33 protein-coding genes and 2 tRNA genes are annotated in these 23,906 nt (G+C 49.8%); 1 reads left to right on the top strand and 34 read right to left on the bottom strand.

The window, feature by feature from the left end; genetic code table 11:
* Positions 1-84: 84 nt before the first annotated feature.
* Entirely contained in the window at positions 85-666 is a 582-nt protein-coding gene (locus QFX39_RS08430) for a zinc dependent phospholipase C family protein (RefSeq protein WP_300479438.1), read from the top strand.
* 133 nt (positions 667-799) lie between these two features.
* On the opposite strand, the gene QFX39_RS08425 is transcribed toward QFX39_RS08430, so the two are convergent.
* The 34 genes from QFX39_RS08425 to QFX39_RS08260 all read right to left on the bottom strand — a co-directional run bounded on the left by QFX39_RS08425 (position 800) and on the right by QFX39_RS08260 (position 23,906).
* Positions 800-2,035 carry an LL-diaminopimelate aminotransferase gene (locus tag QFX39_RS08425; protein WP_300479502.1) on the bottom strand — a complete coding sequence of 412 codons (1,236 nt, stop codon included), beginning with the start codon at positions 2,033-2,035 and terminating at the stop codon, positions 800-802.
* A gap of 172 nt (positions 2,036-2,207) precedes the next feature.
* Positions 2,208-2,576 (bottom strand): HEPN domain-containing protein, encoded by a 369-nt coding sequence (locus QFX39_RS08420; protein WP_300479435.1) that lies wholly within the window; start codon positions 2,574-2,576, stop codon positions 2,208-2,210.
* Positions 2,569-2,871 (bottom strand): nucleotidyltransferase domain-containing protein, encoded by a 303-nt coding sequence (locus QFX39_RS08415; protein WP_300479432.1) that lies wholly within the window; start codon positions 2,869-2,871, stop codon positions 2,569-2,571. The genes QFX39_RS08420 and QFX39_RS08415 overlap by 8 nt, the downstream gene beginning before the upstream one ends.
* A 286-nt stretch (positions 2,872-3,157) precedes the next feature.
* Positions 3,158-4,819 carry a glutamate--tRNA ligase gene (gltX, locus tag QFX39_RS08410; RefSeq protein ID WP_300479429.1) on the bottom strand — a complete coding sequence of 554 codons (1,662 nt, stop codon included), beginning with the start codon at positions 4,817-4,819 and terminating at the stop codon, positions 3,158-3,160.
* Positions 4,820-5,797: a short chain isoprenyl diphosphate synthase IdsA gene (gene idsA / locus QFX39_RS08405; RefSeq protein ID WP_300479427.1), complete on the bottom strand. Its 978-nt coding sequence runs from the start codon at positions 5,795-5,797 to the stop codon at positions 4,820-4,822. It lies immediately after the preceding gene.
* Positions 5,794-7,146, bottom strand: coding sequence for an RNase J family beta-CASP ribonuclease (locus QFX39_RS08400; protein ID WP_300479425.1), 1,353 nt, complete (start codon positions 7,144-7,146; stop codon positions 5,794-5,796). Before QFX39_RS08400 ends, idsA begins: the two co-directional genes overlap by 4 nt.
* A 4-nt stretch (positions 7,147-7,150) precedes the next feature.
* Complete coding sequence (gene fni / locus QFX39_RS08395) at positions 7,151-8,197, bottom strand: type 2 isopentenyl-diphosphate Delta-isomerase (protein ID WP_300479423.1); 1,047 nt, start codon at positions 8,195-8,197, stop codon at positions 7,151-7,153.
* Positions 8,198-8,360: 163 nt separating this feature from the next.
* A complete protein-coding gene (locus QFX39_RS08390) occupies positions 8,361-9,155 on the bottom strand; it encodes an isopentenyl phosphate kinase (protein WP_300479420.1) in 795 nt (264 codons plus the stop codon).
* 27 nt (positions 9,156-9,182) lie between these two features.
* Positions 9,183-10,100, bottom strand: a complete 918-nt coding sequence (mvk, locus tag QFX39_RS08385; protein ID WP_300479416.1) for a mevalonate kinase — start codon at positions 10,098-10,100, stop codon at positions 9,183-9,185.
* Positions 10,101-10,110: 10 nt separating this feature from the next.
* Positions 10,111-10,953, bottom strand: a complete 843-nt coding sequence (locus QFX39_RS08380) for an MEMO1 family protein (protein ID WP_300479413.1) — start codon at positions 10,951-10,953, stop codon at positions 10,111-10,113.
* Positions 10,954-10,962: 9 nt separating this feature from the next.
* Positions 10,963-11,559 carry a 30S ribosomal protein S2 gene (gene rpsB, locus QFX39_RS08375; RefSeq protein WP_013295352.1) on the bottom strand — a complete coding sequence of 199 codons (597 nt, stop codon included), beginning with the start codon at positions 11,557-11,559 and terminating at the stop codon, positions 10,963-10,965.
* 24 nt (positions 11,560-11,583) lie between these two features.
* Positions 11,584-12,834 carry a phosphopyruvate hydratase gene (eno, locus tag QFX39_RS08370; RefSeq protein ID WP_300479408.1) on the bottom strand — a complete coding sequence of 417 codons (1,251 nt, stop codon included), beginning with the start codon at positions 12,832-12,834 and terminating at the stop codon, positions 11,584-11,586.
* Between the two features lie 51 nt (positions 12,835-12,885).
* On the bottom strand, positions 12,886-13,065 hold the full coding sequence (locus tag QFX39_RS08365) for a DNA-directed RNA polymerase subunit K (protein ID WP_300479405.1): 180 nt from the start codon (positions 13,063-13,065) through the stop codon (positions 12,886-12,888).
* Positions 13,066-13,115: 50 nt separating this feature from the next.
* Positions 13,116-13,238, bottom strand: a tRNA-Pro gene (locus QFX39_RS08360).
* A complete protein-coding gene (locus QFX39_RS08355) occupies positions 13,239-13,406 on the bottom strand; it encodes a DNA-directed RNA polymerase subunit N (protein WP_013295349.1) in 168 nt (55 codons plus the stop codon).
* 59 nt (positions 13,407-13,465) lie between these two features.
* A complete protein-coding gene (locus QFX39_RS08350; RefSeq protein WP_300479401.1) occupies positions 13,466-13,867 on the bottom strand; it encodes a 30S ribosomal protein S9 in 402 nt (133 codons plus the stop codon).
* 16 nt (positions 13,868-13,883) lie between these two features.
* Positions 13,884-14,306, bottom strand: a complete 423-nt coding sequence (locus QFX39_RS08345) for a 50S ribosomal protein L13 (protein ID WP_013295347.1) — start codon at positions 14,304-14,306, stop codon at positions 13,884-13,886.
* Between the two features lie 11 nt (positions 14,307-14,317).
* Positions 14,318-14,683 carry a 50S ribosomal protein L18e gene (locus QFX39_RS08340; RefSeq protein WP_300479397.1) on the bottom strand — a complete coding sequence of 122 codons (366 nt, stop codon included), beginning with the start codon at positions 14,681-14,683 and terminating at the stop codon, positions 14,318-14,320.
* A gap of 3 nt (positions 14,684-14,686) precedes the next feature.
* Complete coding sequence (locus QFX39_RS08335; RefSeq protein WP_300479394.1) at positions 14,687-15,481, bottom strand: DNA-directed RNA polymerase subunit D; 795 nt, start codon at positions 15,479-15,481, stop codon at positions 14,687-14,689.
* Position 15,482: 1 nt separating this feature from the next.
* Complete coding sequence (locus QFX39_RS08330) at positions 15,483-15,875, bottom strand: 30S ribosomal protein S11 (protein ID WP_013295344.1); 393 nt, start codon at positions 15,873-15,875, stop codon at positions 15,483-15,485.
* 17 nt (positions 15,876-15,892) lie between these two features.
* Complete coding sequence (gene rpsD, locus QFX39_RS08325) at positions 15,893-16,408, bottom strand: 30S ribosomal protein S4 (protein WP_013295343.1); 516 nt, start codon at positions 16,406-16,408, stop codon at positions 15,893-15,895.
* 16 nt (positions 16,409-16,424) lie between these two features.
* On the bottom strand, positions 16,425-16,874 hold the full coding sequence (locus tag QFX39_RS08320) for a 30S ribosomal protein S13 (protein WP_013295342.1): 450 nt from the start codon (positions 16,872-16,874) through the stop codon (positions 16,425-16,427).
* An 89-nt stretch (positions 16,875-16,963) separates the two neighbouring features.
* Positions 16,964-17,048, bottom strand: a tRNA-Ser gene (locus QFX39_RS08315).
* A gap of 115 nt (positions 17,049-17,163) precedes the next feature.
* Positions 17,164-18,132: an RNA-guided pseudouridylation complex pseudouridine synthase subunit Cbf5 gene (locus tag QFX39_RS08310; RefSeq protein WP_300479387.1), complete on the bottom strand. Its 969-nt coding sequence runs from the start codon at positions 18,130-18,132 to the stop codon at positions 17,164-17,166.
* A gap of 30 nt (positions 18,133-18,162) precedes the next feature.
* Positions 18,163-18,390 carry a 50S ribosomal protein L14e gene (locus QFX39_RS08305; protein WP_048174831.1) on the bottom strand — a complete coding sequence of 76 codons (228 nt, stop codon included), beginning with the start codon at positions 18,388-18,390 and terminating at the stop codon, positions 18,163-18,165.
* Positions 18,390-18,908, bottom strand: coding sequence for a (d)CMP kinase (cmk, locus tag QFX39_RS08300; RefSeq protein ID WP_013295339.1), 519 nt, complete (start codon positions 18,906-18,908; stop codon positions 18,390-18,392). Before cmk ends, QFX39_RS08305 begins: the two co-directional genes overlap by 1 nt.
* The gene (locus QFX39_RS08295; RefSeq protein ID WP_013295338.1) at positions 18,908-19,174 is read right to left on the bottom strand and encodes a 50S ribosomal protein L34e; all 267 of its coding nucleotides are present in this window, start codon (positions 19,172-19,174) and stop codon (positions 18,908-18,910) included. Before QFX39_RS08295 ends, cmk begins: the two co-directional genes overlap by 1 nt.
* A gap of 18 nt (positions 19,175-19,192) precedes the next feature.
* Positions 19,193-19,759: an EMC3/TMCO1 family protein gene (locus QFX39_RS08290; RefSeq protein ID WP_048174825.1), complete on the bottom strand. Its 567-nt coding sequence runs from the start codon at positions 19,757-19,759 to the stop codon at positions 19,193-19,195.
* Between the two features lie 18 nt (positions 19,760-19,777).
* Positions 19,778-20,335 carry an adenylate kinase gene (locus QFX39_RS08285; protein ID WP_013295336.1) on the bottom strand — a complete coding sequence of 186 codons (558 nt, stop codon included), beginning with the start codon at positions 20,333-20,335 and terminating at the stop codon, positions 19,778-19,780.
* A gap of 30 nt (positions 20,336-20,365) precedes the next feature.
* A complete protein-coding gene (gene secY / locus QFX39_RS08280) occupies positions 20,366-21,736 on the bottom strand; it encodes a preprotein translocase subunit SecY (RefSeq protein WP_300479378.1) in 1,371 nt (456 codons plus the stop codon).
* 17 nt (positions 21,737-21,753) lie between these two features.
* A complete protein-coding gene (locus QFX39_RS08275; RefSeq protein ID WP_300479376.1) occupies positions 21,754-22,194 on the bottom strand; it encodes an uL15 family ribosomal protein in 441 nt (146 codons plus the stop codon).
* A gap of 15 nt (positions 22,195-22,209) precedes the next feature.
* Complete coding sequence (rpmD, locus tag QFX39_RS08270; RefSeq protein ID WP_300479374.1) at positions 22,210-22,668, bottom strand: 50S ribosomal protein L30; 459 nt, start codon at positions 22,666-22,668, stop codon at positions 22,210-22,212.
* 12 nt (positions 22,669-22,680) lie between these two features.
* Positions 22,681-23,325 (bottom strand): 30S ribosomal protein S5, encoded by a 645-nt coding sequence (gene rpsE, locus QFX39_RS08265; protein WP_191216392.1) that lies wholly within the window; start codon positions 23,323-23,325, stop codon positions 22,681-22,683.
* A 2-nt stretch (positions 23,326-23,327) separates the two neighbouring features.
* A complete protein-coding gene (locus QFX39_RS08260) occupies positions 23,328-23,906 on the bottom strand; it encodes a 50S ribosomal protein L18 (protein WP_013295331.1) in 579 nt (192 codons plus the stop codon).

Here is a 23,906-nt window from a genome sequence, read left to right as displayed (position 1 = left end):
CCCCCATTTTTCTATTTTTCATCACACCCTGTCAAGGAAAAATTTATACATATGCATCCCTCATATTATCATGGAGGTTTTAAAATGAAGAGGGGTGTGTCATTAATTCTCGTTCTCGTCCTCATGCTGATGCCCTGCTCCTATGCATGGAAGACCGTCACCCACTATGACACCGCCGAGGCCATCTATGAGAAGCTCCCATCATCCAAAAGATCAAAAATCAACATCAACGCCATGATTGACGGATCCAATGACCCTGACGAAAAGTTCCATGACACTGTAAGGCACAGCTTCCCCAGAAGCTTTACAGAGGCTAAAAAATGGCTTGACAGGGGTAGAAGCGCCTACAGAAGCAAGAATTACAGGTATGCCAGTTACTGCTTTGGTGTTGCAAGCCACTATATCACAGACACTTTTTCAGCGCCTCACTGTGTAAGTGGAGAGTCATCCACACTACACAACAGCTACGAAAAACAGGCCACCTACCTTGCACCCGGAATAAGCTACGTCTCAGGGGACCTCTACAGCCTCATGCAGCGGGGCTACCTCAATGGAAGAAGCGACTGGTCACGGTGGACAAAAACCAAAAGCAGTTCAATAGTCCAGAGGGACCTCAATATGGGGACCAGTGTAGCCTACAGGGCCATAAACCTTGCCACGAATTAAAAACCCAATTTTAATTTTTTTTTTCTTTAAGACGAACCAGATACCTAAATCAAAAATTCAGAACTCTAGAGACCTGAAGTCCAAACTGAGGCAGATAATCAAAAAAAGTAATATACATAAGTTCTGAACTCACCTAGAAGCTGAGTTCAGAAATCCTTTCCATTGCCCTCACAGTATTTTTAAGGGAATTGAATGCTGTTAGCCTGAAGTATCCCTCACCGCTCGGTCCAAAGCCAGATCCCGGTGTTCCAACGACCTCTGCCTCGTTGAGTAGCATGTCAAAGAACTGCCATGAATCCATGCCCTCAGGCGTCTTTATCCAGATGTATGGTGCGTTAACACCACCATAGTACCTCAGACTGGCACTTTCAAGGCTCTCCCTTATTATCCGCGCATTCTCCATGTAGTAGTCTATTGACTCCCTTATCTCCCTCTGGCCCTCAGGTGTGTAAACGGCCTCCGCGGCCCTCTGCACAGGGTAGGAAACCCCGTTGAATTTTGTTGTCTGGCGCCTGTTCCAGAGCTCCTTCAGGGAGTGCATCCTTCCCTGACTGTCAGGGACCTCCAGTTCCTCTGGCACCACAGTGAAGGCGCACCTTGTACCTGTGAAACCGGCGTTCTTTGAGAAGCTCCTGAACTCAACTGCAACCTCCCTTGCACCCTCCACCTCATAGATGCTGTGGGGTATTCCATCCTCCTGTATGTAGGCCTCGTACGCTGCATCGAAGAGTATTATGCTGCCACTGTCCCTGGCATAGTCAACCCACTCTGCGAGTTGCTTCTCTGTGAGCGCTGTTCCTGTGGGGTTGTTGGGGTAGCAGAGGTATATGAGGTCAACCTTCTCCTCAGGGAGGGCTGGTATGAATCCGTTCTCCTCTGTGCATGGAATGTACACCAGACCGCTGTACCTTCCATTCTCATCTGCGGGACCGGCCCTTCCCGCCATCACGTTGCTCTCAACGTATACCGGGTAGACAGGGTCTGTTACAGCGACCACATTGTCCTGTCCAAAGATCTCCTGGATGTTTCCTGTGTCACACTTTGCACCGTCACTTATGAAGATCTCATCTGGTGAAACCTCAACACCCCTTGAGGCGTAGTCGTTTTCTGCTATGGCCTCCCTGAGGAATGGGTAGCCCTGTTCAGGCCCATATCCCCTGAAGGTTTCCTCCTGTGCCATCTCATCAACGGCCCTGTGGAAGGCCTCCACCACCGCAGAGGGGAGGGGCCTTGTAACATCCCCTATACCCATCCTTATCACATCGGCGTCGGGGTTTTTCCTCTGGAAGTCCTCCACTCTCCTGTTTATCTCAGAGAATATGTAACTGCTTTTAAGCAGCAGGTAGTTTTCGTTTACCGTCACCATGATTTAACCTCTCAGAAACTAATTTCAGGTAGGTCCCTGAAGAAGAATGATATTATCATGTAGTATACGGGAGTTAATAAAAATTGCTGTATAAACAGCTGCAGTCGGGATGGGTAATAAAACCAGTTACAGTACTCATTAAAGATACTGGAGGCCATCAATAGGATGCATATATTTATTTAAATGATTTACATTCCTCAACGAACTTCCATGCTCCCTTGATTATAATAATTGCCTCTTTCTGATCTATTTCTGAAAGAATACCATAATCAGCCTCTTCCCTATCTTCATATGCCCTCAGAAGTATGTCAAATATCTCCTTCTGGAATCCCCCATTCTTTACGAATTTGAGTCCAAACTGTGAAATCAATCCCCTGTGAGTCTTCGGGTAAATGTTCCTCCGTGATAGCAGCGCTCTTGCTGCAAAGAACATTGCGTAGTATGCTCTGCTTACAGCATCTCCATAGAATCCATGTTGGCACAGTGTTCTGGCAGCCTCAAGTTTCCTGACTGCCTTTTCCATTAAAATTTCCTCATCACCCAAGCACCACACCCTCTTTCCTTATTGTGGAGATGAAATGGGTGTCCCCCAGAAACCTGTATTCCTCCGGGGAAATGACCTTAACTGAAATATGGACACCTGTGCTGAGGAGTATATCGCGCGCCTTCCTTATGACCTTATCCTTTATTTCAGTTTTTTTTGTGGAGATTATGATTATGTCTATATCAGAGCCCTCTCTATCATCCCCCCTGGCAACGGACCCGAAAAGGATTATTTTTTCTATTTCAGGATAATTCAGTGACTCTGAAAACTTCCTGGCAAGTTCAAGTCTGTTCATCATTACCCCCCCAGAACGAAGTGTGAACCCGAAGATCTACTGACAGTTTCAGATCTTTTCGCCATTATAATTAAATTTATGTGTGCTCGCAGTAGAGTCTACCTGTTTAATCTGTCCACTGAAAGACGATCTCGCTCACAGACAAGCCGTGCGTCTTCGACGTCTACCTGTTTAATCTGTCCACTGAAAGACGATCTCGCTCACAGACAAGCCGTGCGTCTTCGACGTCTACCTGTTTAATCTGTCCACTGAAGCCTTCAAGAAAATGGTTGAAAGAGGTTCCCATTCATTTATGGGCATAATAGAATACCAGTCTCTCTCCGGATGAATCCACCCTGGCAAAGCCGAATCTTTCAAGCTGTACCACATCATCAACCTCAAGTTCTGAGGCATCTCCCTCAATGACACCCTCAATCTCTGAGGCGTCAGGCATCACAACCACTGCCTTGAGGGCTGATTCAGCTGGAACCCAGTGTATCATCGCTGCCTGCAGCTTCCTTGCCTCCTCGATGCCCTCACTGTGGTATCTGAGTTCACCATCAGAGTAGATCACGTTAACAGCATCTATTAACCTGAGAGGACCCTCCCTGAGGTCCCCGCGGGGGAGGTACACGTCTCCATTCAGCTCGAGGATGCGGTTACCCAGTTCAGGTTTATCAGGGTGCAGAGGTCGTTCAACCCTGATGGGTCCTGGCAGCCCCCCTATTTCAAACTTAACAGGGTCTGCCGCGAAGAAGTACCTCCTGGCTTCTTCCTCAAGTATGTTCCTGTTGAGACCGTAGATCTTCTTCCAGCTCATGGTGGAGTCCGCTATCTTGACACCGATCTCAACCATGAGTTTCCTTATCGCCTCAGGCCTTATACCCCTCCTTGCGATGGCCCTGATGGTTCCAAGGCGGGGGTCGTCCCAGCCAGAGTATTTGCCCTCGATTATTCCCTCCCTTGCCCCTGATGTGCTCAGTGCAATGTCATCCATCTTAAGGCGCCCGTAGTGTATGAATACAGGGGGCTCCCAGCCCATGTGCCTGTAAAGGTACTCCTGTTTTTCACTGTTTGCAAGGTGGTCCTTGCCCCTGAGGACATGGGTCACCCCGAGGAGGTGGTCGTCCACTGCAACCGAGAAGTTCATCATGGGGTACACCCTGTAGCGTGTACCTGTGCGGGGGTGTTCGGCCTCCACTATCCTCATTGAAACCCAGTCCCTTATGGCCGGGTTGGGGTGCTGGAGGTCGGTCTTAACCCTCACAACCGCTGAGCCCTCTGGCATCTCAAACATCTCCCTCCAGCGCTGGAGGTTCTCCCTGACCCCCAGTTCACGGCAGTGACAGGCCATTCCCTCATTTTTGAGTTTTCTGAATGCCTCGGGGGTGCATGTGCATACGTATGCCCCGCCCCTCTCTATGAGCCTCTCTGTGTACTCATAGTAGGTCTCCATTCGGTCGCTCTGGATGACGGTCTCATCCCACTCAACACCAAGCCACTCCAGGTCAGAGGGGATCATATCATAGGCCTCCGGGTCAACCCTTCGGGGGTCGGTGTCCTCGATTCTGAGTATTAACCTGCCATCATACATCCTGGCGTATTCGTGGTTGAGGATGGCTGCCCTTGCATGGCCTATGTGGAGTGGTCCGCTTGGGTTGGGGGCGAACCTCAGTACAACCTCACCCTTAACATCAGGGAGGTCCCTGAGTCCCTGTCTCTTCTTCTGCTTCCTCTCCCTGATCTCAAGGCCTAGCCTCTCCATTTCACTCTGCTGTTCCTCAGGTGTTAAACTGTTAACCTTCTCAACAGCAGCCTGAACAGCCTCCTTAACCTCAGGGGCCCTCCTTCTGAGTTCAGGTTCATTGCTCATAACGGCCCCCATGACGGCGCCAGGGTTTGCCTTTCCCTTATGCTTGACAGCGTTCATGAGTGCGTAGCGGTAGACGAGGTCCTCCACCATCATCACCTAGTGTTCCCTTTCAAGTACAAAGTCAGCTATCCTCATGAGTGCGTCCCTTGCATCTGAGTCTTCAAGCACCTCAAGGCGCTCCTTGGCCATCCTCACATAGTCAAGGGCCACCTCATGGGCATACCGGGTTGCCCCGTAGCGTTCAAAGATCTCTATGGCCTCAGCGACACGACCCTCATCACCTGATCCAAGGATCGATATGAGCCTCTCCCTGTCCTCCTCTGATGCCTCCTCAAGGGCCTTTACAACCATGAGGGTCATCTTGCCCTCTGCTATGTCACTGCCCACAGGTTTGCCCAGGGATTCCTCATCACTCACCACATCCAGGTAGTCGTCGTGTATCTGGAATGCAAGGCCGATGAATTTGCCGTAGTCCTCCAGGGCCTCAACCTCTCTCTCTGATGCGCCACCCATTATGGCACCCGCCTTTGTCGCTGCTGCAATAAGGGCTGCGGTCTTCTTGTAGATCATCTCCATGTACTCATCCTCTGTGACATCCAGCCTCTCCTCAAAGCCCATGTCAAGGGCCTGGCCCTCACATATCTTAACGCATGAGTCAACCACGACTGCAAGGGCATCCTTCACCCTTTCTGAGTCCCCGTTCCTGATGACAGCCTCGAAGGCCTTGGAGAAGAGGACGTCACCTGCAAGTATGGCCATGGGTTCACCCCAGATGACATGGACGGAGGGTTCCCCTCGCCTCATCTCATCATCATCCATTATATCGTCGTGGATTAGTGAGAATGTGTGTATCAGTTCTATGGCCGCAGCCACCCCTGCAGCGTCCCCAGGGTTTCCGCCTACAGCCTCGCAGCTCAGGAGTGCCAGTGAAGGTCTTATCTTCTTACCGCCCGCTGTTATGAGGTGTTCTGATGCCTTAAGGAGCGTATCAGGTGTTATGTCGCTGATGCACTCCATTATCTTCTTATCGGCCACTTCAGAGTACTTTCTGAGAATATCTAATACTTCCGTCATCGGATACCTCCATTAAATACCTGTGCCTGTCCATTCCTCAAGATGTGTATGTCGTTACCCAGCTTGTAGCCCTCCTCCTCTGCTATCTCGGCGTAGGCCGAGAGCATGCTGAGGTCGCCGTGGGCTGGTATTATGTGCATGGGGTTGAGCATCCTTATGAAGTCCCTGTGGTCCTCCCTACCTGCATGCCCGGAGACATGTGCATTTGTGTAGATCCTTGCACCGCTTGATGCCAGGCGACGCTCCATGAGGTTCCTGTTTGCAACGTTCATGGGGTTTGGTATGACAGGGGCTGATATCACCACATTGTCACCCCGCTTTATCCTGAACTGGGTCTTTGCATTGGCTATCCTCGGCAGCAGAGCATCGGGTTCCCCCTGGTGACCTGTTGTGATGAGGAGGTAATCCTCACGCTTTGCCTCTGCACGTGCAAGGGCCCTGTTAACAGCCTTGGGGCTTCCGTATATGCTGGCATTCTCCGGGAGTTTGAGTATGCCCATGGCCTCTGCGAGTCCACAGTATCTCTCCATTGACCTTCCAAGGAGGAGCATCTGCCTGTCGCTCTCTGATGCTATGTCACTTATGGCCTGTATACGCTCCATGTGGGAGGAGAAGGTTGTCACTATCATCCCGTTCCTCTCCTCAAGGGGGTTCTTCATTATATCCTCAAGGACTATCCTTGCAACCTTCTCTGAGTGTGTCTTGACCTCCTGCTTCTCGTTGGCCCTGGTTGTTTCAACTATCATTGCAAGGACGCCCTTCCTTCCAAGTTCCCTGAGGCGGTGGTAGTCCGGTGGTGGTGATATCTTCTGGTGATCGTCGAATTTGAAGTCAAGTGCATAGACTATTATACCCTCCGGTGTGTGGAGTGCTGCTATAACCGACTGTGGTATACTGTGGGTTGACTGTATGAACTCCAGTGTTATCCCTGGGGATATCTGGCACTTCTCACCTGCATTGAGGACCTGGAGTGTGTTGAGGACATTGAACTTCCGCTCTGCCTTTATTGTCCTCTCTATGAGTGCTATTGTGTAGGGTGTTGCTATTATGGGGGCCTGGTACCTGTGGGCCAGCTTTGCAACCGCCCCTATATGGTCCAGGTGGCCGTGTGTGAACACTATTGCCCTTACCTTTCCATCAACGTCCTTCATGAGTGTATCATCGGGTATGACGCCCCTCTCTATGAGGTCAAGGCTGTGCATCCTTGCGATGTCCGTGTCCTCATGTATGTGAACCCTGTCAAGGTGAATCCCCATGTCAAATATTACAACATCATCCCCCACCTTAACGGCGGACATGTTCTTACCTACTTCCTCGTATCCGCCGATCGCTATTACTTCTACGCTCAAATTATTACCTCCTGGCGTATTTTATTGTTTCAAAGCCCCTTTCATTTAGCCATTCTCTGGTTCGGCCCATTATTATGACCTGTGAATTTTTGAGATCGTCAAGTGTTTCTGCACCTGCAAGGTACATGGCGGTTTTAAGTGCCTCGTTGAACCTTTCAATTACCCTTATAACGGCCCTGTGGCCCTGGCCTGCAGCTTCAAGTACCGGGAGTGCTATTCCAGTCATTGTTGCACCTAGGGCTATGGCCTTTGCAGCGTCAAGTCCGCTTCTTATACCCCCTGATGCAATGACAGGTACGTTTACTGACTCTGCAACCTCCACGGTGCTTGCAGCGGTGGGTATTCCCCAGTCCCAGAACAGTTCACCCATGTATCTGTCGTCTGCACGGTAGGTTTCAACTGCGGCCCAGCTGGTGCCGCCTGCACCTGCAACGTCTATGGCCGCCACACCACATGATTCTAGTTTTATGGCGTCCTCTGAGGATATACCTGCACCTGTCTCCTTGACCATTACGGGGACATCCATGGACTTCACAATTGATGATATGGATTCAAGGGCCCCGGTTGAGTCCACGTCGCCCCCTGGCTGTATTGACTCCTGTAGGGGGTTTAGGTGCACTGCGAGTGCATCTGCGTCTATCATTTCAACTGCCCTCTCGGCATATTCTATGTGGGAGCTTCCAATGTTTCCTACGAGCATCGCTGATGGGGCCTCTTTCCTTGCTATGGCGTAGGTCTCCTCAACCTCAGGGTGTTCAACACCTGCCCTCTGGCTTCCAAGTCCAAGTGCAATTCCAAGTTCCTCTGCGGCCCTTGCAAGTTCCCTGTTTATTTTGAGGGCTGCAGGGTGCCCGCCTGTAATTGCACTTATCATTATGGGTGATGAAAGCTCTTTACCCAGAAAATCCAGGCCTATATCTATCTTTTCCCTGTTTATCTCAGGTATGGCCCTGTGAACTATTTCAATTTCCTCGAAGCCTGTGCTCTTCCTGTACTCCACGTCACAGCTTGTGCACAGGATTAAATGCTCCAGTTTTCTATCCGAAATCATTTTAACGCCCTTCAAATTTCCCTTAATTGATAATCCTGAACTATGAGGTTATGATCGTGTCTTAATTCCCTTAATTGATGACCTGAATCCTTATGATCTGGCTTCAGATTTTTCCCTTAACTGTAACCCTGAACTATCAGGTTATGATCGTGATATGAATGATTTATTTTCTGATCCTGGTGCCCCTCACAGACTCTCCACGTAGGGCCCTCAGGATATTTCCAGGTACGCCTGCATTTATTATCTCTGACTCTATACCCCTCTCTGCAAGGACCAGGAGTTCCCTCACCTTACCAACCATTCCACCTGTAACGTCGGTGTTAAATGTCCCATCAAGGGATTCGAGGTCATCAAGGGATCCTATAATATCGAGAAGCCTTGCATCAGGGTATTTCTTTGGGTTTCTGGTGTAAACCCCGTCCACATCTGTTCCAAGTATGACCCTCTCTGGCCTTAACCTGATGGAGAAGTGGTTTATGAGCTGGTCCCCTGATATCACAGAGAACCTAACGCTGATGTTTAAGTCAAGGACCACGTCACCGTAACTTACAGGGACCATCCCCTCCTGCAGGTAGGATTCTATCATTGATAGATCAGCATCCCTGATACGGCCATTTTCTGCCCTCATGAACGCTGATGGGGGTATGGAGACCGCCGGTATTCCCTCATCAAGGAGTGCGTCACAGATGTGTGTGTTGAGTTTTCTGACCCAGTTCTGTGTGAGTGCGGATCCAAATCTCCGCTTTCTGAATTCCTCCTCATCCTTTATTTCAGATCCTATCCTGTATTTTCCTGCGAATGGGTGGCCAAATGATCCGGCCCCATGTATTATCATGAGTGATGATGGTGAAGCTTCTGCAATCTCTGAGGCTATCCTCTGAAGGTTTTCTGAATCTATTTCAGGTTCCTCAGAGTCCTTTCTGGTAATTACACTTCCACCTACTTTGAGAATGATCATAAGATGCCCCTTTAAGTGATAAGAGTTTTACCGGATCAGGCCCTCCTCTGAAAACCTGGCCTTCATTGCATTCCAGTTCCTGTTAAGGGCCTCAGCAACATCTTCTGCGCATCCAGGGCAATATGCTATTATGCTTCCGCCTCCCCCAGCACCTGTGATCTTGGAGCCGGCTGCACCTGCACTCCTGGCCTCATAGACCATCATTGAAAGTTCCCCTGTGGACACGCCCATGGCGTCAAGGAGCCCCTGGTTTATGTTCATGAGGTCCCCTATGGGTTCCGGGTTGTTGCTCAGGAGTGCCCTGTATGCCCTCATGGTTATCATCTCAACCGCATCCATGATTCCATCCATGACATCCGGGAACCTGCTTCGGAGCTCTGCGACTCCTGCAACCATCTCTGCAGTGTCACCTGAGTGGTCCAGGTGCGCTATTACAAGATCATGAAGCCGCGCATTAACCTTTTCCACATTCCTCTGACTGTCAAGGTACACCAGACCGCCATATGTGCTCACTGTGGTGTCAAGGGGACTTGCGGCTCCCTGGACTTCCAGTTCAACCCTGTGGGCCCTCGCAGCGGTATCCCCTGGTTCTGATTCCCTTTCATGGTATCCATCAAGGGCCCCTATGAGTGCAACTGTGAGTGCCGCTGATGAGCCAAGGCCCGACCCCACCGGTATCTCCATTTCGATCTGGATACTGAGTGGTGAGCCGTCATGGTATAGCTGGAGGGTTCTCCCAACATAGTCAAGAATACCCCCCCTGGGGCTGGATTCGGACCTGAAATCAACTCCCAGGGATGGTATGGTAACCCGGTTTTCAGAGAAATCCCCCAGGGTTACGGTCACCCTTCTATCTATTGCAGCTGCAATCGCCGGTTTCCCATATACAACGGCATGTTCACCAAAAAGAATGGCCTTGGCAGGTGCTGATGCCCGTGACTTCAAGGTTTCACCTTCAGCCTCTCAGGACAAGGGAGGCATAGCCCACAACTGAACTCTGATCCCCTGTTATATCACCACTCGTGGCATACTTTAACAGCCTGCACTCACTGGCTCCGAGCATCCTGGATGCTGTGATGCTGGCGGCCACTGGCCCGTAACCACACATGGTTGCATTGAGTTCCATGATAACACCGTACATACCTGTATCATCCATTTCGGTTATCCTCTCAATTATCCTGCTGTCAATGGATCCGGCAACATCTGCGGGGCTGTAGTGGGTGAAGTCTGTGCTTGCAATGACAACCGCGTCCCTTTCTGTCCTCTCAATCGCTTTCGCCACTGCATGTCCAACGTCTGTGGATGTCTCCTGGTCCTGCATCCACATTGTGATGGGGACCATTCTGAATCTATCTGTGAAGTACTGGATGAATGGTACATGGACCTCACAGCTGTGCTCTCCGAGGTGGGCGGTCCCATCAATATCAATGATGCCTGATTCCCTTACAATGGCCTCTGCGAGTTCACTGTCAATATCCACGACACCGAGGGGTGTTTCCCATGCTCCCCTCTGCATCAGTGAGACGCCTGACCCCATGCCTGTGTGGTTGGGGCAGATTATCACGAATGTTTCAGGTATACCATCTGATACCAGCTCATGGTAGGCGTGGGCTGCCACAGGTCCCGAGTACATGTAACCTGCGTGGGGGGTGATCACCCCCTTTATTTTCCTGGCGGAACCCCTGACTGGCAGACCACCTGGCCCCAGTTCATGGTTGAAGCACCACTCAATTCGCCTTCTGAGCGCTGCAGGGTCCCGCTCATAGAAAGCTCCCGCCACTGCAGGTCTTCTTATCATAGAACCACTCTAAATTTTCAGTTCAAATTCAGTGGGAGGCACATCCAGGTCCTCATCCTCCTTTAGCACACCCTTCTCCCTGAGAAGCTGCCTTGCCAGGAGCCAGTAAACAAGGGCTATGGCCTTACGGCCCTTGTTGTTGACGGGTATTGCAATGTCAACATTTCCAAGGAGGTTCTCTGTGTCGCAGAGTGCCACAACAGGCAGGCCTATCTGTTTGGCCTCGACTATTGCCTGTGAATCTGATCTTGGATCAGTGGCAACCAGCACCTGTGGTTCAATGAACTTTGCATAGTTGGGGTTTGTCAGTGTCCCCGGGATGAACCTGCCTGGTATTGTCCTTGCACCTGTCACCTCACCGAATTTCCTGACAGGTTCCTGTCCATACTGCCTTGTTGATACGGCCAGTATATCGTCTGGTTCATACTTTGCAAGGAACTTTGAGGCCGCTATTATCCTGTCATTTGTTTTCCTTATATCAAGGACATAGAGTCCATCTGATCTTACACGGTAGATGTATTTCTCCATATCAGCTGTCTTCTGCTGTGTTCCAATGTGCAGTCCTGCTGCAAGGTATTTGTCTAGTGGTATCAGTAGTTCTGACAATATATCACCTCAGTAAGTTTGATGTTAAAATGGCAGTTCAGCCATGGTGGAATATGGAATCTCTTCCTGTATGCGTATGAGTTCATTAAGTTTGGCTATCCTCTCACCGCCTATAGCGCCTGTCTTGATAAGTGGTGCGCCGAATGCCACTGCAAGGTGGGCTATTGTATCATCTGTTGTCTCACCTGACCTGTGGGAGACCACAGGGGTGTAACGGTTCTCACGGGCAAGTTTGACTGTCAGGTAGGTGTCTGTGAGTGTACCTATCTGGTTTGGTTTGATGATTATACCATTGGCGGCACCCATCTCTATGCCCTCTCTGAGTATCTCCCTGTTGGTCACGAAGATGTCGTCACCGCAGATTATGCAGCGGTCCCCCACAAGTGATGTGAGTTCCGCGAAGCCCTCAAAGTCGCCCTCATGGAATGGGTCCTCAACATAGTACATGTCATAGGTTTCGATGATCTCCCTGACAAACTCTATCTGTTCACCGGTGTCCTTCTGGACCTTCTCCTGTTTGTAGACGTACTTTTCAAGTTCAGGGTCCCAGAATTCACTTGCTGCAAGGTCCAGTGATGGCCTGACCTCAACGCCGAGTTCGTCTGTGACCTCCTCACAGGCTGTTACCTGTATATCCAGTGCATCATGGTTTGACAGGCTTGGCACCCATCCGCCCTCATCACCCTTACCTCCCGTGAAGGAGGGATCCTTTTTCTGTATGAGTTCCCTTATCTTCTTGTGGACTGCTGCATTTGCAAATACCGCTTCTGTTATGTCCTCTGCACCCACAGGCACCACAAGGAATTCCTGTATGTCAGGTGCGTTCTCTCCAGCATGGGCTCCCCCGTTTATCATGTTGCCCAGGGGGTATGGTATGGCGGTTGCAAGGTTGCCGCCCAGGAACCTGTAGAGGGGCATGTTGTATGATGACGCGGCTGCCCTGGCGGTTGCCATTGAGACGGCAACCACAGTGTTCCCTCCAAGTGATGAGAGATTCTCGGTTCCATCAATCTCCTTTAAAACGAGGTCTATGTCCTGCAGGTCAACGGCATCCATTCCTATGAGTTCTGATGAGATTATATCCTCAACCTCTGTTATGATCTCATCAACCCCACCTGATGGGAAGGCGGTAACCTCCCTGGAACCTGTGCTTGCACCGCTGGGGGCCGCTGCCCTTCCAAAGCCGTTCCAGGTTATAACATCAACCTCAACCGTTGGGTTTCCCCTGCTATCAAGAATTTTTCTTACTCTAACATCTTCAATTATACTTTCCACAAAAACACCTCACAATAAACTCTACATTGAAAAATAGTGGTTTATTAGAGTTTATCTGTCTCTTCTAACATCCAGTGGCATTACCTTCTTTTCAAGTTCCTTCCTGGCTATATCAACAGGGTCCAGTGACTCCTCGATCTCAACCTGGGGCCTTGCACCCATTGATATCTGGAGTGCCCTGGCACCTATTAACCTAGCCCTTTCAAAACGTGTGAGTTTTTTTGACGCCATTTCATTGCCTCCAAGAAAAACTTAAAATAGAGGTTCTTGGATTGTTTTGATGGGACCGCCGAGATTTGAACTCGGGTCTCCAGCGTTCCGGTGCTGACCATCCCCGTTCCAGTTGAAAAGCACTGAAACTTCTTCAATGGCTGGGAGGATGGACCAAGCTACCCTACGGTCCCCTACCATGTCTCAACATGTGAAATTAACATTCGTCTGCAGCAGTACCTCTTAAGACCCAGGTCATCAAGGACATCCTTTGGGTCCTCTCCATCAGCCACTCTTTTCTGATACTCATTGAAATAGGCTGATACCGGTTTTCCGCAGCTTAAACATCTTACTGGAATCATACTGAATCATTCTACTCTTTAATTTTATAAAATAAAAATATATAAAGTTATCGCTTGATCTACCTGTAACTCTTCTGTCTCCTTGCACGGGCGCCGCGTCCACCGTACTTCTTGGGTTCTGAACGCCTGGGGTCCCCTACAAGCATTGTCCTGTCGTACCTGACAAACTTCTCCTTGAGGTCCATGTCCCCTGTCCATTCCACGAGGCCCCTGGCTATGACCATTCTTGCAGCCTCTGCCTGGCCCACGATTCCGCCTCCGACGACCTTGATGTTTATGTCCACATCATTAACGATGTCACCGGCCAGCTGCAGTGGTTCCATGATCTTGAGCCTTGCAAGTTCAGGGGTGTAGAGTTCCACAGGCACCTTATTGATCCTCACTCTACCCTTACCTTCGCTTATGGTTCCCCTTGCAATGGCGGTTTTCCTTTTGCCGCTTGTGTGAATAACCTTCCTCATGATTACACTCCCTAAGTTAGAATTTAGCGCCCAGAAGTTCTGAGATTTCTCCAAGCTCCATTCCCTTCTTTATGTTACCTGCCCTGGCCTCAGGTATTTCAACCATTTCTTCATCCTTGAATTCCCTTGGAACGCCAACATATGCCTTCAGTCCCTTGAAGGCCTCTCTGCCCCTTGATTTCCTGTAGGGGAGCATTCCCCTCACGGTTCTTCTGAATATGTCGTCGGGTCTTCTCGGGTACTTGGGACCCATTCTGCGGGGGTTTGATATGCTGGCCCTGTCAATCCTCTGCTTGTACTTGCTGTATGCCCACTGCTTTGAGCCTGTGATTATGATTTTCTCAGCATTGAGGACAACCACTTCCTCCCCTTCCAGGAGTTTCTGGCTGACCACGCTTGCCAGTCTTCCAAGGATATGTCCTTCTCCATTGATGATCATGAGCAACACCTTTATTCTATTATCCTGATGTTCTTTATGGCTGGATTCTCTTCAACGATCTTTCCGAGTGTCAGGCACTCTCCACCAGCACCCTCTATCTTATCCCTGGCTGTCTGTGAAAACGATAGGGCGACAACCTGAACCTTATGGTCAAGGCTCCCGCTTCCAAGGACCTTTCCAGGTACAACGACAGTTTCATTTTCATCTGTGTACCTGTTTATCTTGGAAATGTTAACCTCGGCCCTGTTCCTTGTGGGTCTTTCGAGCCTCCTTGCAACGTCCTTCCAGATCGCCGCGCCCTCCTGGGATGATTTCTTTCTGAGGTTGCGTATGAGTTTTATGAGATTGGGATTTGTCTTGGTAATCTTCCTAGCCATGGCTTAGCCTCCTTCACAAAATGTTATTACCCTTTCTGCCTTGTCTCTGAGGATGTCACATGCCTTAAGAAGGACATCCTTAGGGTCAACTGATCCGTCGGTCTCTATCCTGAATATGAACTTGCCTTCCTCATATCCCACAATTATGGCCCCTTTATCACATGCCCTCACACAGCTCTTGCACATTGAACAGTTTTCAACGTCAAGTACCTCAGGTTTCCCTGATTCCTCCCCAAGGACTCCCCTTGGACATGCATCCACACATTCCAGGCACTCATCGCATTCCTCTGTGAATGTTATCATGGGGTAGTACTTGTATGCGCATGCTGTTGTGGGCTCCCACTTGGCATGATCCCTTCCCACGCCGAGCTGTGCAACAGCCTCCAGTTCAACCTCATCCTCATCCCCCAGCTTCACCAGGGGGATATCTGGATATACAGGTTCGACTGCAGGTGTCTCTGATAGAAGATCCCTGGAGTAGACGACACCGGGGCCCTTCTTTTTGAGTGTGAATGATACACTGCATTCAGAGCAGTATTCCTCACAGTCACACTCATCAGGCATTTTCAGGCCCTCAATGAATTCAGGGTCAGCTTTGAGGGGTACCAGTCCAAGCCTGTGGGCAAGTACCTCATCAAACATCCTGGCGTCGTTCCTGTACATGTTAACGTACTCGATTGCCAGTTTTGGGACCTCCATCATGCAGATCCTCCTTATGGCGTTTATGAATGGAACGGTTACGCCAGTGACCACAAAGACCATTTCGGTATCAGTTTTTTCCTTAAGAGCAATATCCATTTTAGACCCTTCTTCCCCTCTTACCTCCAGGTCTTCCTGTGCCATCATGAGGTATGGGAGTTACATCCTCAATTTTGCCTATCTTCATTCCTGCCCTTGCAAGGGCCCTTATGGCTGCCTGTGCACCTGGTCCTGGTGTTCTTGGGCCGTTTCCACCTGGGGCCCTCACCTTGATGTGCAGGCCGACGATACCCTTCTCCTTTGCATCATCAGCAGCCCTTGTTGCAGCCTCCATGGCAGCGAAGGGTGATGACTCCTGACGGTCAGCCCTCACAACCTTACCACCGGACCACTGTGTGATGGTCTCTGCACCGGTTATGTCTGTAATGGTGATTATTGTGTTGTTGAATGATGAGTAAATATTTGCGATTCCCCATTTTTCCTTTTCAGCCATTTTATCTCTCCCTGAATTTATTCAGCGTCCTGGGCTGCTTCAATCTGTTTTTTCATTGGGGATGATGGGTAGAATCCTATTTTGTCCTCTTCTCCCCTTTTAACTATGTATCCCGGGGCGTCGATTTTCCTGCCGTCGAGGGCTATGTGGCCGTGAACCACCATCTGTCTGGCCTCGTTCACTGTCCTTGCAAGTCCCCTCTTGTGAACCAGTGTCTGGAGTCTCCTCCTGAGCACGTCCTCCACTGTGAGGTCAAGGACGTCCTCAAGGTTTGCGCCCTCGTTGAGTATTCCTGCCCTCACAAGGTGTCCCAGGAGCTGTTCCCTCTCCTTCTTTGTGTGTTCACCTGATATACCCAGGAGGTACCTTGCATCCCTCCTGTACCTCCTCACCATTGTTTCTGCTTTCCAGACTTCCTTCTTGTTCTTGAGGCCGTACTTTGCCACAAGCCTGTTTTCTTCCTTTATTCTTTCAGCGTTCCATGGGTGAGGTGGAGTGTCATACTTTTTTCTTGCCTTACGTGGGTGTCCCATTTTAACCTCTCCTTATCTACCTTTTCTTCCTTCTCACACCAACTGAGGAGCCCTTCCTGAATGTGGACTTTGTCCTCTGTCCCCTGACAGGTAGTCCAAGTTCGTGTCTTCTTCCCTTGTAGCTTCTTGTTTTCCTCATGCGGTTCAGGTCCTCTCTGAGGCACATGTCAAGGTCTGACTCTATGAGGTGCTTGTCCTCGCCTGTCTCGTAATCGTTACGCCTGTTGATCATCCATGATGGGATGTTGTACTTTGCAGGGTTCTTTATGGCCTCTTCAAGCCTCTCTATTTCCTCATCTGAAAGGTAGCCTATCCTCTGGTTAAGATCGTATCCTGCTGACATGATTATTGCCCTTGAAAGAGCCTTTCCAACGCCCTTTATACTTGTGAGGGCATTTTCCATGGTCTTATTACCATCAATGTCCTTTCTGGCAATACGAACCATATGTTTGAATTCTTCTTCCATTCATTAACCTCCAGTAAGAGTGAATTCGCGGGACGGGGGTTGCGAATTCCAGATAACAGTCGTAGGTGCAACATTGTTGCTTTAACCGACGCCGGGACTGGGATTTGAACCCAGGAGGAGCAAAGCTCCACAAGATTTCCAGTCTTGCGCCTTACCTGGCTAGGCTATCCCGGCATATGATGTATCATTTTAAGTGTATGGATTGAAGCCTATTTAAGTATTGCTATGGCGACTGGAACCACATCCGAAGTACTGCCATGTGTGGAATGACAGCAAATCCAGAGTACCGCTACATAGACTGGCGCCACATCCTGGGGTAGGTTCCAGGCTTCATGAAGACCTTATCTGTCTCAATCACAAGGCCACTGTCTGCGGCCACAATATCAAGGGACGGCATCAGTGCCTCACCAACAGCCACAAGTTCCCCCTTGAGGGTCATCACCGCAACTGTGTCGCCCTTTTTTATGTTATCATCCAGGCCCGCTATGCCCCCACGTGCAAGGTCAGCGCCATGGCATACTGCATCAACCGCAGAGTCAAGGATAACGGCACGGGGGAGATGGGATACTGCAAACTCCATTGGAAGGATGCATTCCCTCAGGAATCCTTCATCCCCATCCTCAACCCAGAACTGGTAGGCGTCCTTGAGGTCATGGAGGGTTACCAGCCCCTCCTCCGTGAAGGGACCCACACGTGTCCGTCTGAGTTCAGCCATGTGGGCCCCTGTACCAAGGGCCTCGCCCACATCATGGCAGTACTTCCTCACGTAGGTCCCTGCCTCACAGGCTATCCTGAAGAGAACATCCTGCCCATCAATCTCAAGTATATTAACATCGTAGATGGTCCTTACGCGGAGCTCCCTTTTAACAGCTGACTTGAGGGGGGGTATCTGGAAGATCTTTCCCTGAAACTCCCCTAGTACCTCCCTTATCCTGTCCTCATCCACCTCCCTGTGAACCCTCATAAGGCATACGTATTCCTTGGGGGCCTCAAGGAGGAGCTGCATGACCCTTGTGGCCCTGTTTATGCCCAGGGGCAGGACACCTGTAACCTTGGGGTCCAGTGTGCCCCCATGCCCCACCTTCTCTGCGTGGAGCATGTCCCGAACCCATGCATCCACCTGGTGGGAGGTGGGACCAGATGGTTTATCAAGGTTAACAACGCCATGTGATATGTGGGTCTCAATGTCCCTCTCGTGGGGCGGGCACCCATATGCAGGGTCCGTGCGTGACTCCTTTAACTCTATGAATTCTGCCATGAGGGATACCTGCAAAAATAAGAGGTGGGTTTATTCAAGGGCTTCAAGTTCCTTCTTTATTTCCTCGATATCATCGGATTTGATCTCTATCTTTTTCTCTGTTGGTTCAAGGTGTCCTATGTTACACCTCCTGTTCTTAACATTGACACCCACAACTTCAACGAAGTTTTTGTCGATGATATCAAGTATCACGCATTTTTCACCGGCTTCTCTACCTGCGGTTTTCACACATACTCTTCCAACTTCTATTGCTGCCATTAAATCACCTCGGTAACTTTTAGTATGATTTCAGCCACGCCTTCAGCGTCAAAATGGCTGGTGTTTATCACAATGTCGTATACCTCAAGGTCATCCACATCTATACCGTGAATCTCCCTGTACCTCTGGGCTTCACTGGCCTCACGTATCCGGATCTCATTCTTGACCGTCTCCAGGTCCTTGGATTCCCGGATACTTATTCGCTGTGCCCTCACATCAAAGGGTGCCATCAGCAGGACCTTCAGATCCGCCCTTGCAAAGTGTGCAGAGAGTCTTCCCTCAAGTATGAGGTCCTCATGTTCATCTGCAAGTCTGGCCTGTCTCCTGTCGATCTCTATGTCTATCTCTGGATTCTCCTCTGCAAGTTTGCTGAACTCCAGTATGTCAAGTTTCCTCTCAGCAGCCATCTGCCTGAAGACATCACCTGCGGAAACACAGGGTATCCCTGTCCTCTCAGACAGAATTCTGGCAACGGTTGTTGTGCCAGTGCCGGCCAGACCACCGATGGTTATGATCATTATGACCTTGCCTCTTTCTTAAAGACTTTGCGTGCGCAGCTTGAACAGTAGTAACCACCGTATGGTCTGTTGGGTCTCTTCTTGGACTTTGAGAGTTTTCTTATCTCATATGGTCTTCCTCTTGGAACACCATGGAGTGGCTTTCCGCAGCCAGCACATACATGCTTTGATGGTTTCTTTCTGCGGTAATGTATAACCGTCCTTCCTCCAGGAGTTCTCTTGAAGATTCTCTTATATGATCTGGATCTGTATCTTAACTCTGGCATTTCAATCTCTCCATAACGTTACATTCCACCTTTAAGTCCCATGAACTTTCTGAATATCTGGGACATTGCAAAGGAGCATAAGATGTACCAGCCAAGCCATCCTATGGCATAGGATGGGGCGTTTGGTGGCATGCCATAGAACATGTGCCACAGGGGGACAAGGAGGACATAGTATGCAACCTGGGGCAATATCACCAGTGTCTTGACTATGTGTGGTTCCTGTCCCATCCAGTAGAAGACAAGGATTATGGGCACGAAAGTGACTATCATTGGCTTGAATGACATGGTCATCATTTCGCGCTGTTTGTCCATGAACTCCATCTGTTTTTTCTGGATCTCCTCAAGCGCCTGCATGTCATTCTTCTTTCTTGCCTCCATCATCTCCTGCTGGAACTCCTGCATTTCAGCTTTAAGTTCTTCGAGCCTTTCCTGGTCCACAAGCAATTTGTTTGCCAGTGTTATGATAAAGGCCACTATTGCTGATATCAGGAATACCGTGAGGATGGGGTTCTGTGGATTCGGGTCCATTGCAATGAATGGACCGAATACAGCGTTCAGTGCCCCGTATACGACTTCAAGCACCATTTTTGTTTCCTCTTTATCTTACTCCAGAATGTTCTTCATCTCACTGACTGCAGACTCAAGCTGGTTGTTGTGGTTCTTAACAATCTTAACAGTTGCGCCTGTGAGTGTGGCGTAGGCCATTGCAGCTGCCCTGTTCATCTGCTGATGGAGGTCGATCTCCTGCAGGGATTCCATATCCCTGTTTCTGGAAGTATCGCTAATCCTCCTTGTGAAGATCTCCTCTGGATCAGCCTCCACAAGCACAAACATGTCAGGTTCCAGTTCCTCAAGAACCCATACTGGAAGACCTGGCAGAAAACCAGCAGGCGTCTTTATGGTGCAGTGTGTGTCGACGATTATATTATTTTCCAGTGACCTTTCTCTTATACTTTTCGCAGCCGCCCTCTGTATCTCCTTCTGGACTCCAGGTTCAAGGGTTCTCATCTGGTCCCTGTTTTCAACAAGTCCCTTTTCACGGGCTATTTCAAGCATGACATCCCCGTAATTCACATTGAGGTAGTCAAGCTCCCTGAGGGTGTTCTCAAGGACCGTCGTGCTTCCTGAACCAGGTATACCTGCAACTACAACAACCTTCATTGTACCACTCCCATGGATTAAAAGATTATCCTAATCTCCCAGGAAGCTTCTGAGTATTGGGTGCATATCCATCAGCTGCTCCTGGGCAATCTCCTCATAGAGCCTGTAAACTATACCCACCGTTAGAAGGACACCTGTACCTCCACCGAGAGAACCTGTCAGGTCAGCCACGAATGCAAGGAGCCCCACAAATGCCCCTCCCAGGATCGTTATCGTGGGTATGTAGCGTTTCAGTATCTTCTCGAACTGCCCCCTGCTGCTCCTGAAACCAGGGATCTGCATACCCATCTGGTAAAGCTGTTTTGCAACATGCTTGGGACCTATGTTACTTATCTCAACCCAGAGCCAGGCAAAGAGGACACAGAGCCCTATGAATACAACCGCATAGAACAGTACCTTGAATGGGTCCAGTATGAGGGCGTCGATTGAGCGTGGAGCTGTGAGAAGGTATGCGAGCCCATCAACCGGCTGCCCATTGCTTACAGTACCGAGTATGGGGTATCCAAGTTTCTGGAACACGTTTGCCATTAGCTGAACATTCAGGAGGAGTGCGCTTGTCAGTATAACCGGCATGTTACTGGCGTATATGAAACGCAGGGGGTACTTTCCAACAGCACCCCTTGAGAGCCTCTTACCCCCTCCCATGGATATGGGTATCTCCACCCTCATACTCTCGGCATAGACGACGACGAGGAAAACCGCTATGAGGGCCAGTACAGGGAGAACGTAGTACTGGAAGTCAGGACTCTGCCCTGTGAACAGGAGGTATAGGAAACCTGTTATTCTCCCGGCGGGTACCCCTGGCTGTGTGGGTGCAGAGAGGGGGTTGAAGGCACCCACAATTATCTCCTGGGATACGCCTGCTGCAATGAAAAGTCCAACACCGCTACCAAAGCCCCATTTGGATACAACCTCGTCGAGGAATATTATGAGTATTCCTCCAATGGTGAGCTGCAGTATGAGTATCCAGACAAACTGGGGGGCTGAGGGTGCCAGTGACCCTGTCAGTACAAAGATCAGTGCCTCAAAGAAGGTGAATACGATGGCAAGGAGCTTCTGCAGTCCCTGGAAAAAGGCCTTATCCTCATGCTTCGAGAGGTCCAGCTTCAGTATCTTACCTCCAACCAGAAGCTGGAGTATGATTGATGCTGACACAATGGGTCCTATACCCAGTGTGAGTATTGAACCGAAGTTTCCTGCAAGAACAGCCCTCAGCTGGGCAAACTGGTCCACAGCCCTGGGGCTTAAACCGTAGAGTGGTATCTGGGCCAGGAAGAAATAGAGGACAAGGATTATACCTGTCCATTTGAGTTTCTCCCTGAAGGGTACCCTGTAGCCAGGTGATTTTACCTGTGGCAGGAATGAGAATATGGGCTCAAATTTTTCCTTCAACTGCTCCACTCCTTGTCAATGCTGATTTACTCTATCACTTCAGCCTTTCCCCCGGCCTCTGTGATCTTCTCAACGGCACTCTCAGAGAACTCAAGGGCCTTGATGTGGACGGGTCGTGTGATCCTTCCGCTTCCAAGGACCTTTTCGAAGCCAAGGTCCCTTACATCCAGCACCACCATTCCGTCCTCTTCAGATGCAATTCCCTTCTCAAGGAGGTCAGGAATCCTTTCATCGATATAGGCAAGGTTAACTGTTTCCAGCCTCTTTATGAGTTTCTGGGGCCTTTTGAAACCGTACTTTCCAAAGTGTTTTGGGTCGTACTTGACGATCCATGTCCAGTGGTGTTTGTGTCCACCTGCCTGTCCTCTGCCTCCGCGGTGACCTGCTCCCCTTCTCTTCTTGGAGCATCCTCCACCCACGGTGCGTGAGCCCCTCATCCTTGTGATCTTTCGTCTTTTCCGGATCATGAGTAATTCCTCCGCTTATATCATCCTCTTCAAGAGGTCATTTATCTTATCGCCACGGTATCCGAGGCTTCCGCCCTCATTGAAGGCCTTTTTTATGGCCTCATATCCCTTTCTCGGGGGGTGTAACCTGAACACAGGTTTTATTCCTGCGTCCTCAAGTTTAACCTCACCCCTGAAGACAGCCCCTGCAAATTCTTCCACTGAATCATACTCTGTGTTTTCCTTTATGTATTCATCGGTTAACCTTTCCCCTCCGATGATTCTCGCCCTCTTGGCTATCATGGCTGTCAGGGTTTCCTGGTCAATTTCACCCCATGTTATGTAATCCTTGGCCTTCTGGAGCATGCCAAGGTAGCTGGGTGTGTCCTCAACCAGTACTGCGTGGTTTATCCTGTTGAGTCTTAACATCTCCATGGTGTCAGCTATGTCCCTTCGGACACCCGCTGATCCCCTTACCCTTACTACTGCGAACATCTGGAATCACCTTCAGGTACTGCAAACACCCAGGTTTTTAAGGTCCTTTTCGCTTGCCTTTACCTTGCTCAGCTGTTTTAGGGCATCGAAGGTTGCCCTGGCAAAGTTGACTGTGGTCTGTGTCTGTCCACGGGTATGTGACCAGACATCATCTATACCTGCAAGCCTCATTATGGTCTTGCCAACGTCACCTATTGCAAGTCCAACACCACCCGGTGCTGGTATGAGGGTGACGCGGACACTTCCACTCTTACCTGAGACCTTGAAGGGTACCGTGTGTTCCCTTCCACAGACACATCCCCAGTCACCGCAGCCTCTCCTGACCTTTATAATGTTGAATTTTGCATCGTCAACTGCCTTCCTGATTGCAGGTCCAACCTCTCTGGCCTTGCCCTGTCCGAGTCCAACGTATCCGTCCTTGTTGCCCACTGCAACTATGACCCTGAAGTTGACCTTCCTTCCTGATTTGTGCATCCTCTGGACAAGGTTAACGTCGATGACCTCCTCCTCGAGGTCGGGAAGCAGTGCATCGATTATCTCAAGTTCCATTATTGGGTGTCCCTCTTCAAAGATCTCGTCAATACTTGTTATGACACCCTCCTTCACAAGGCGTCCAAGGTTGGTCCTTGGCTCCCATTCCTCCATGTTGAAGTTCATAATCATACCTCTTCATCTATCCTGTTTTTTATTTCTTCAAAGTGTTCAGGCAGGTCCTCAGGGGAAAGACCCCTTTCAAGGTACCTTGAAAACCTCTTTTTGCGTTCTTCCTCGTCAAGGGATTCTGCATATTCCTTTATGTGTTCGCCCCTTATCCTTGATTCGTCGGGAAGTACTGATTCACCGTGCGGTACTTTGAGCCCTGCGTCAACAGCCCCTTTAAGTGCTGCGAATACCTTTGAACCCCTTATGGCAGGTCTGAGTCCTATGTCAAGGACGGCTTCCTCTATACCTGCCTTCAGAGCCCTTTTACCGCAGAGGTATCCTGTCAGGTATGCTGCTGCTGTATTGCTTGTGCCTCCAAGCCATCCCATTTTCTGGAGCTGCTTTGAGTGGGCTGAGACCAGTGTTTCGTCCCCATCCATTCCCACGTTGATTATCTGTGCAATAACATGATATGTGGTTATTCTGACAACAAGCCTGGATTTGCCTGTTTCCACCATCTTATAGCGGGCCCGGTAATCAGTTTTACCTTCCCTTCGTCTTCTAAATGCCATCTTGTATCTCGGTCCATGTGCCAA

The organism is Methanothermobacter sp. (assembly GCF_030055425.1).
In the GTDB taxonomy this organism is placed as follows: domain Archaea; phylum Methanobacteriota; class Methanobacteria; order Methanobacteriales; family Methanothermobacteraceae; genus Methanothermobacter.
The sequence above is the reverse complement of the archived record's forward strand: the minus strand, read 5'-3'. Positions and strand labels throughout refer to the sequence as shown.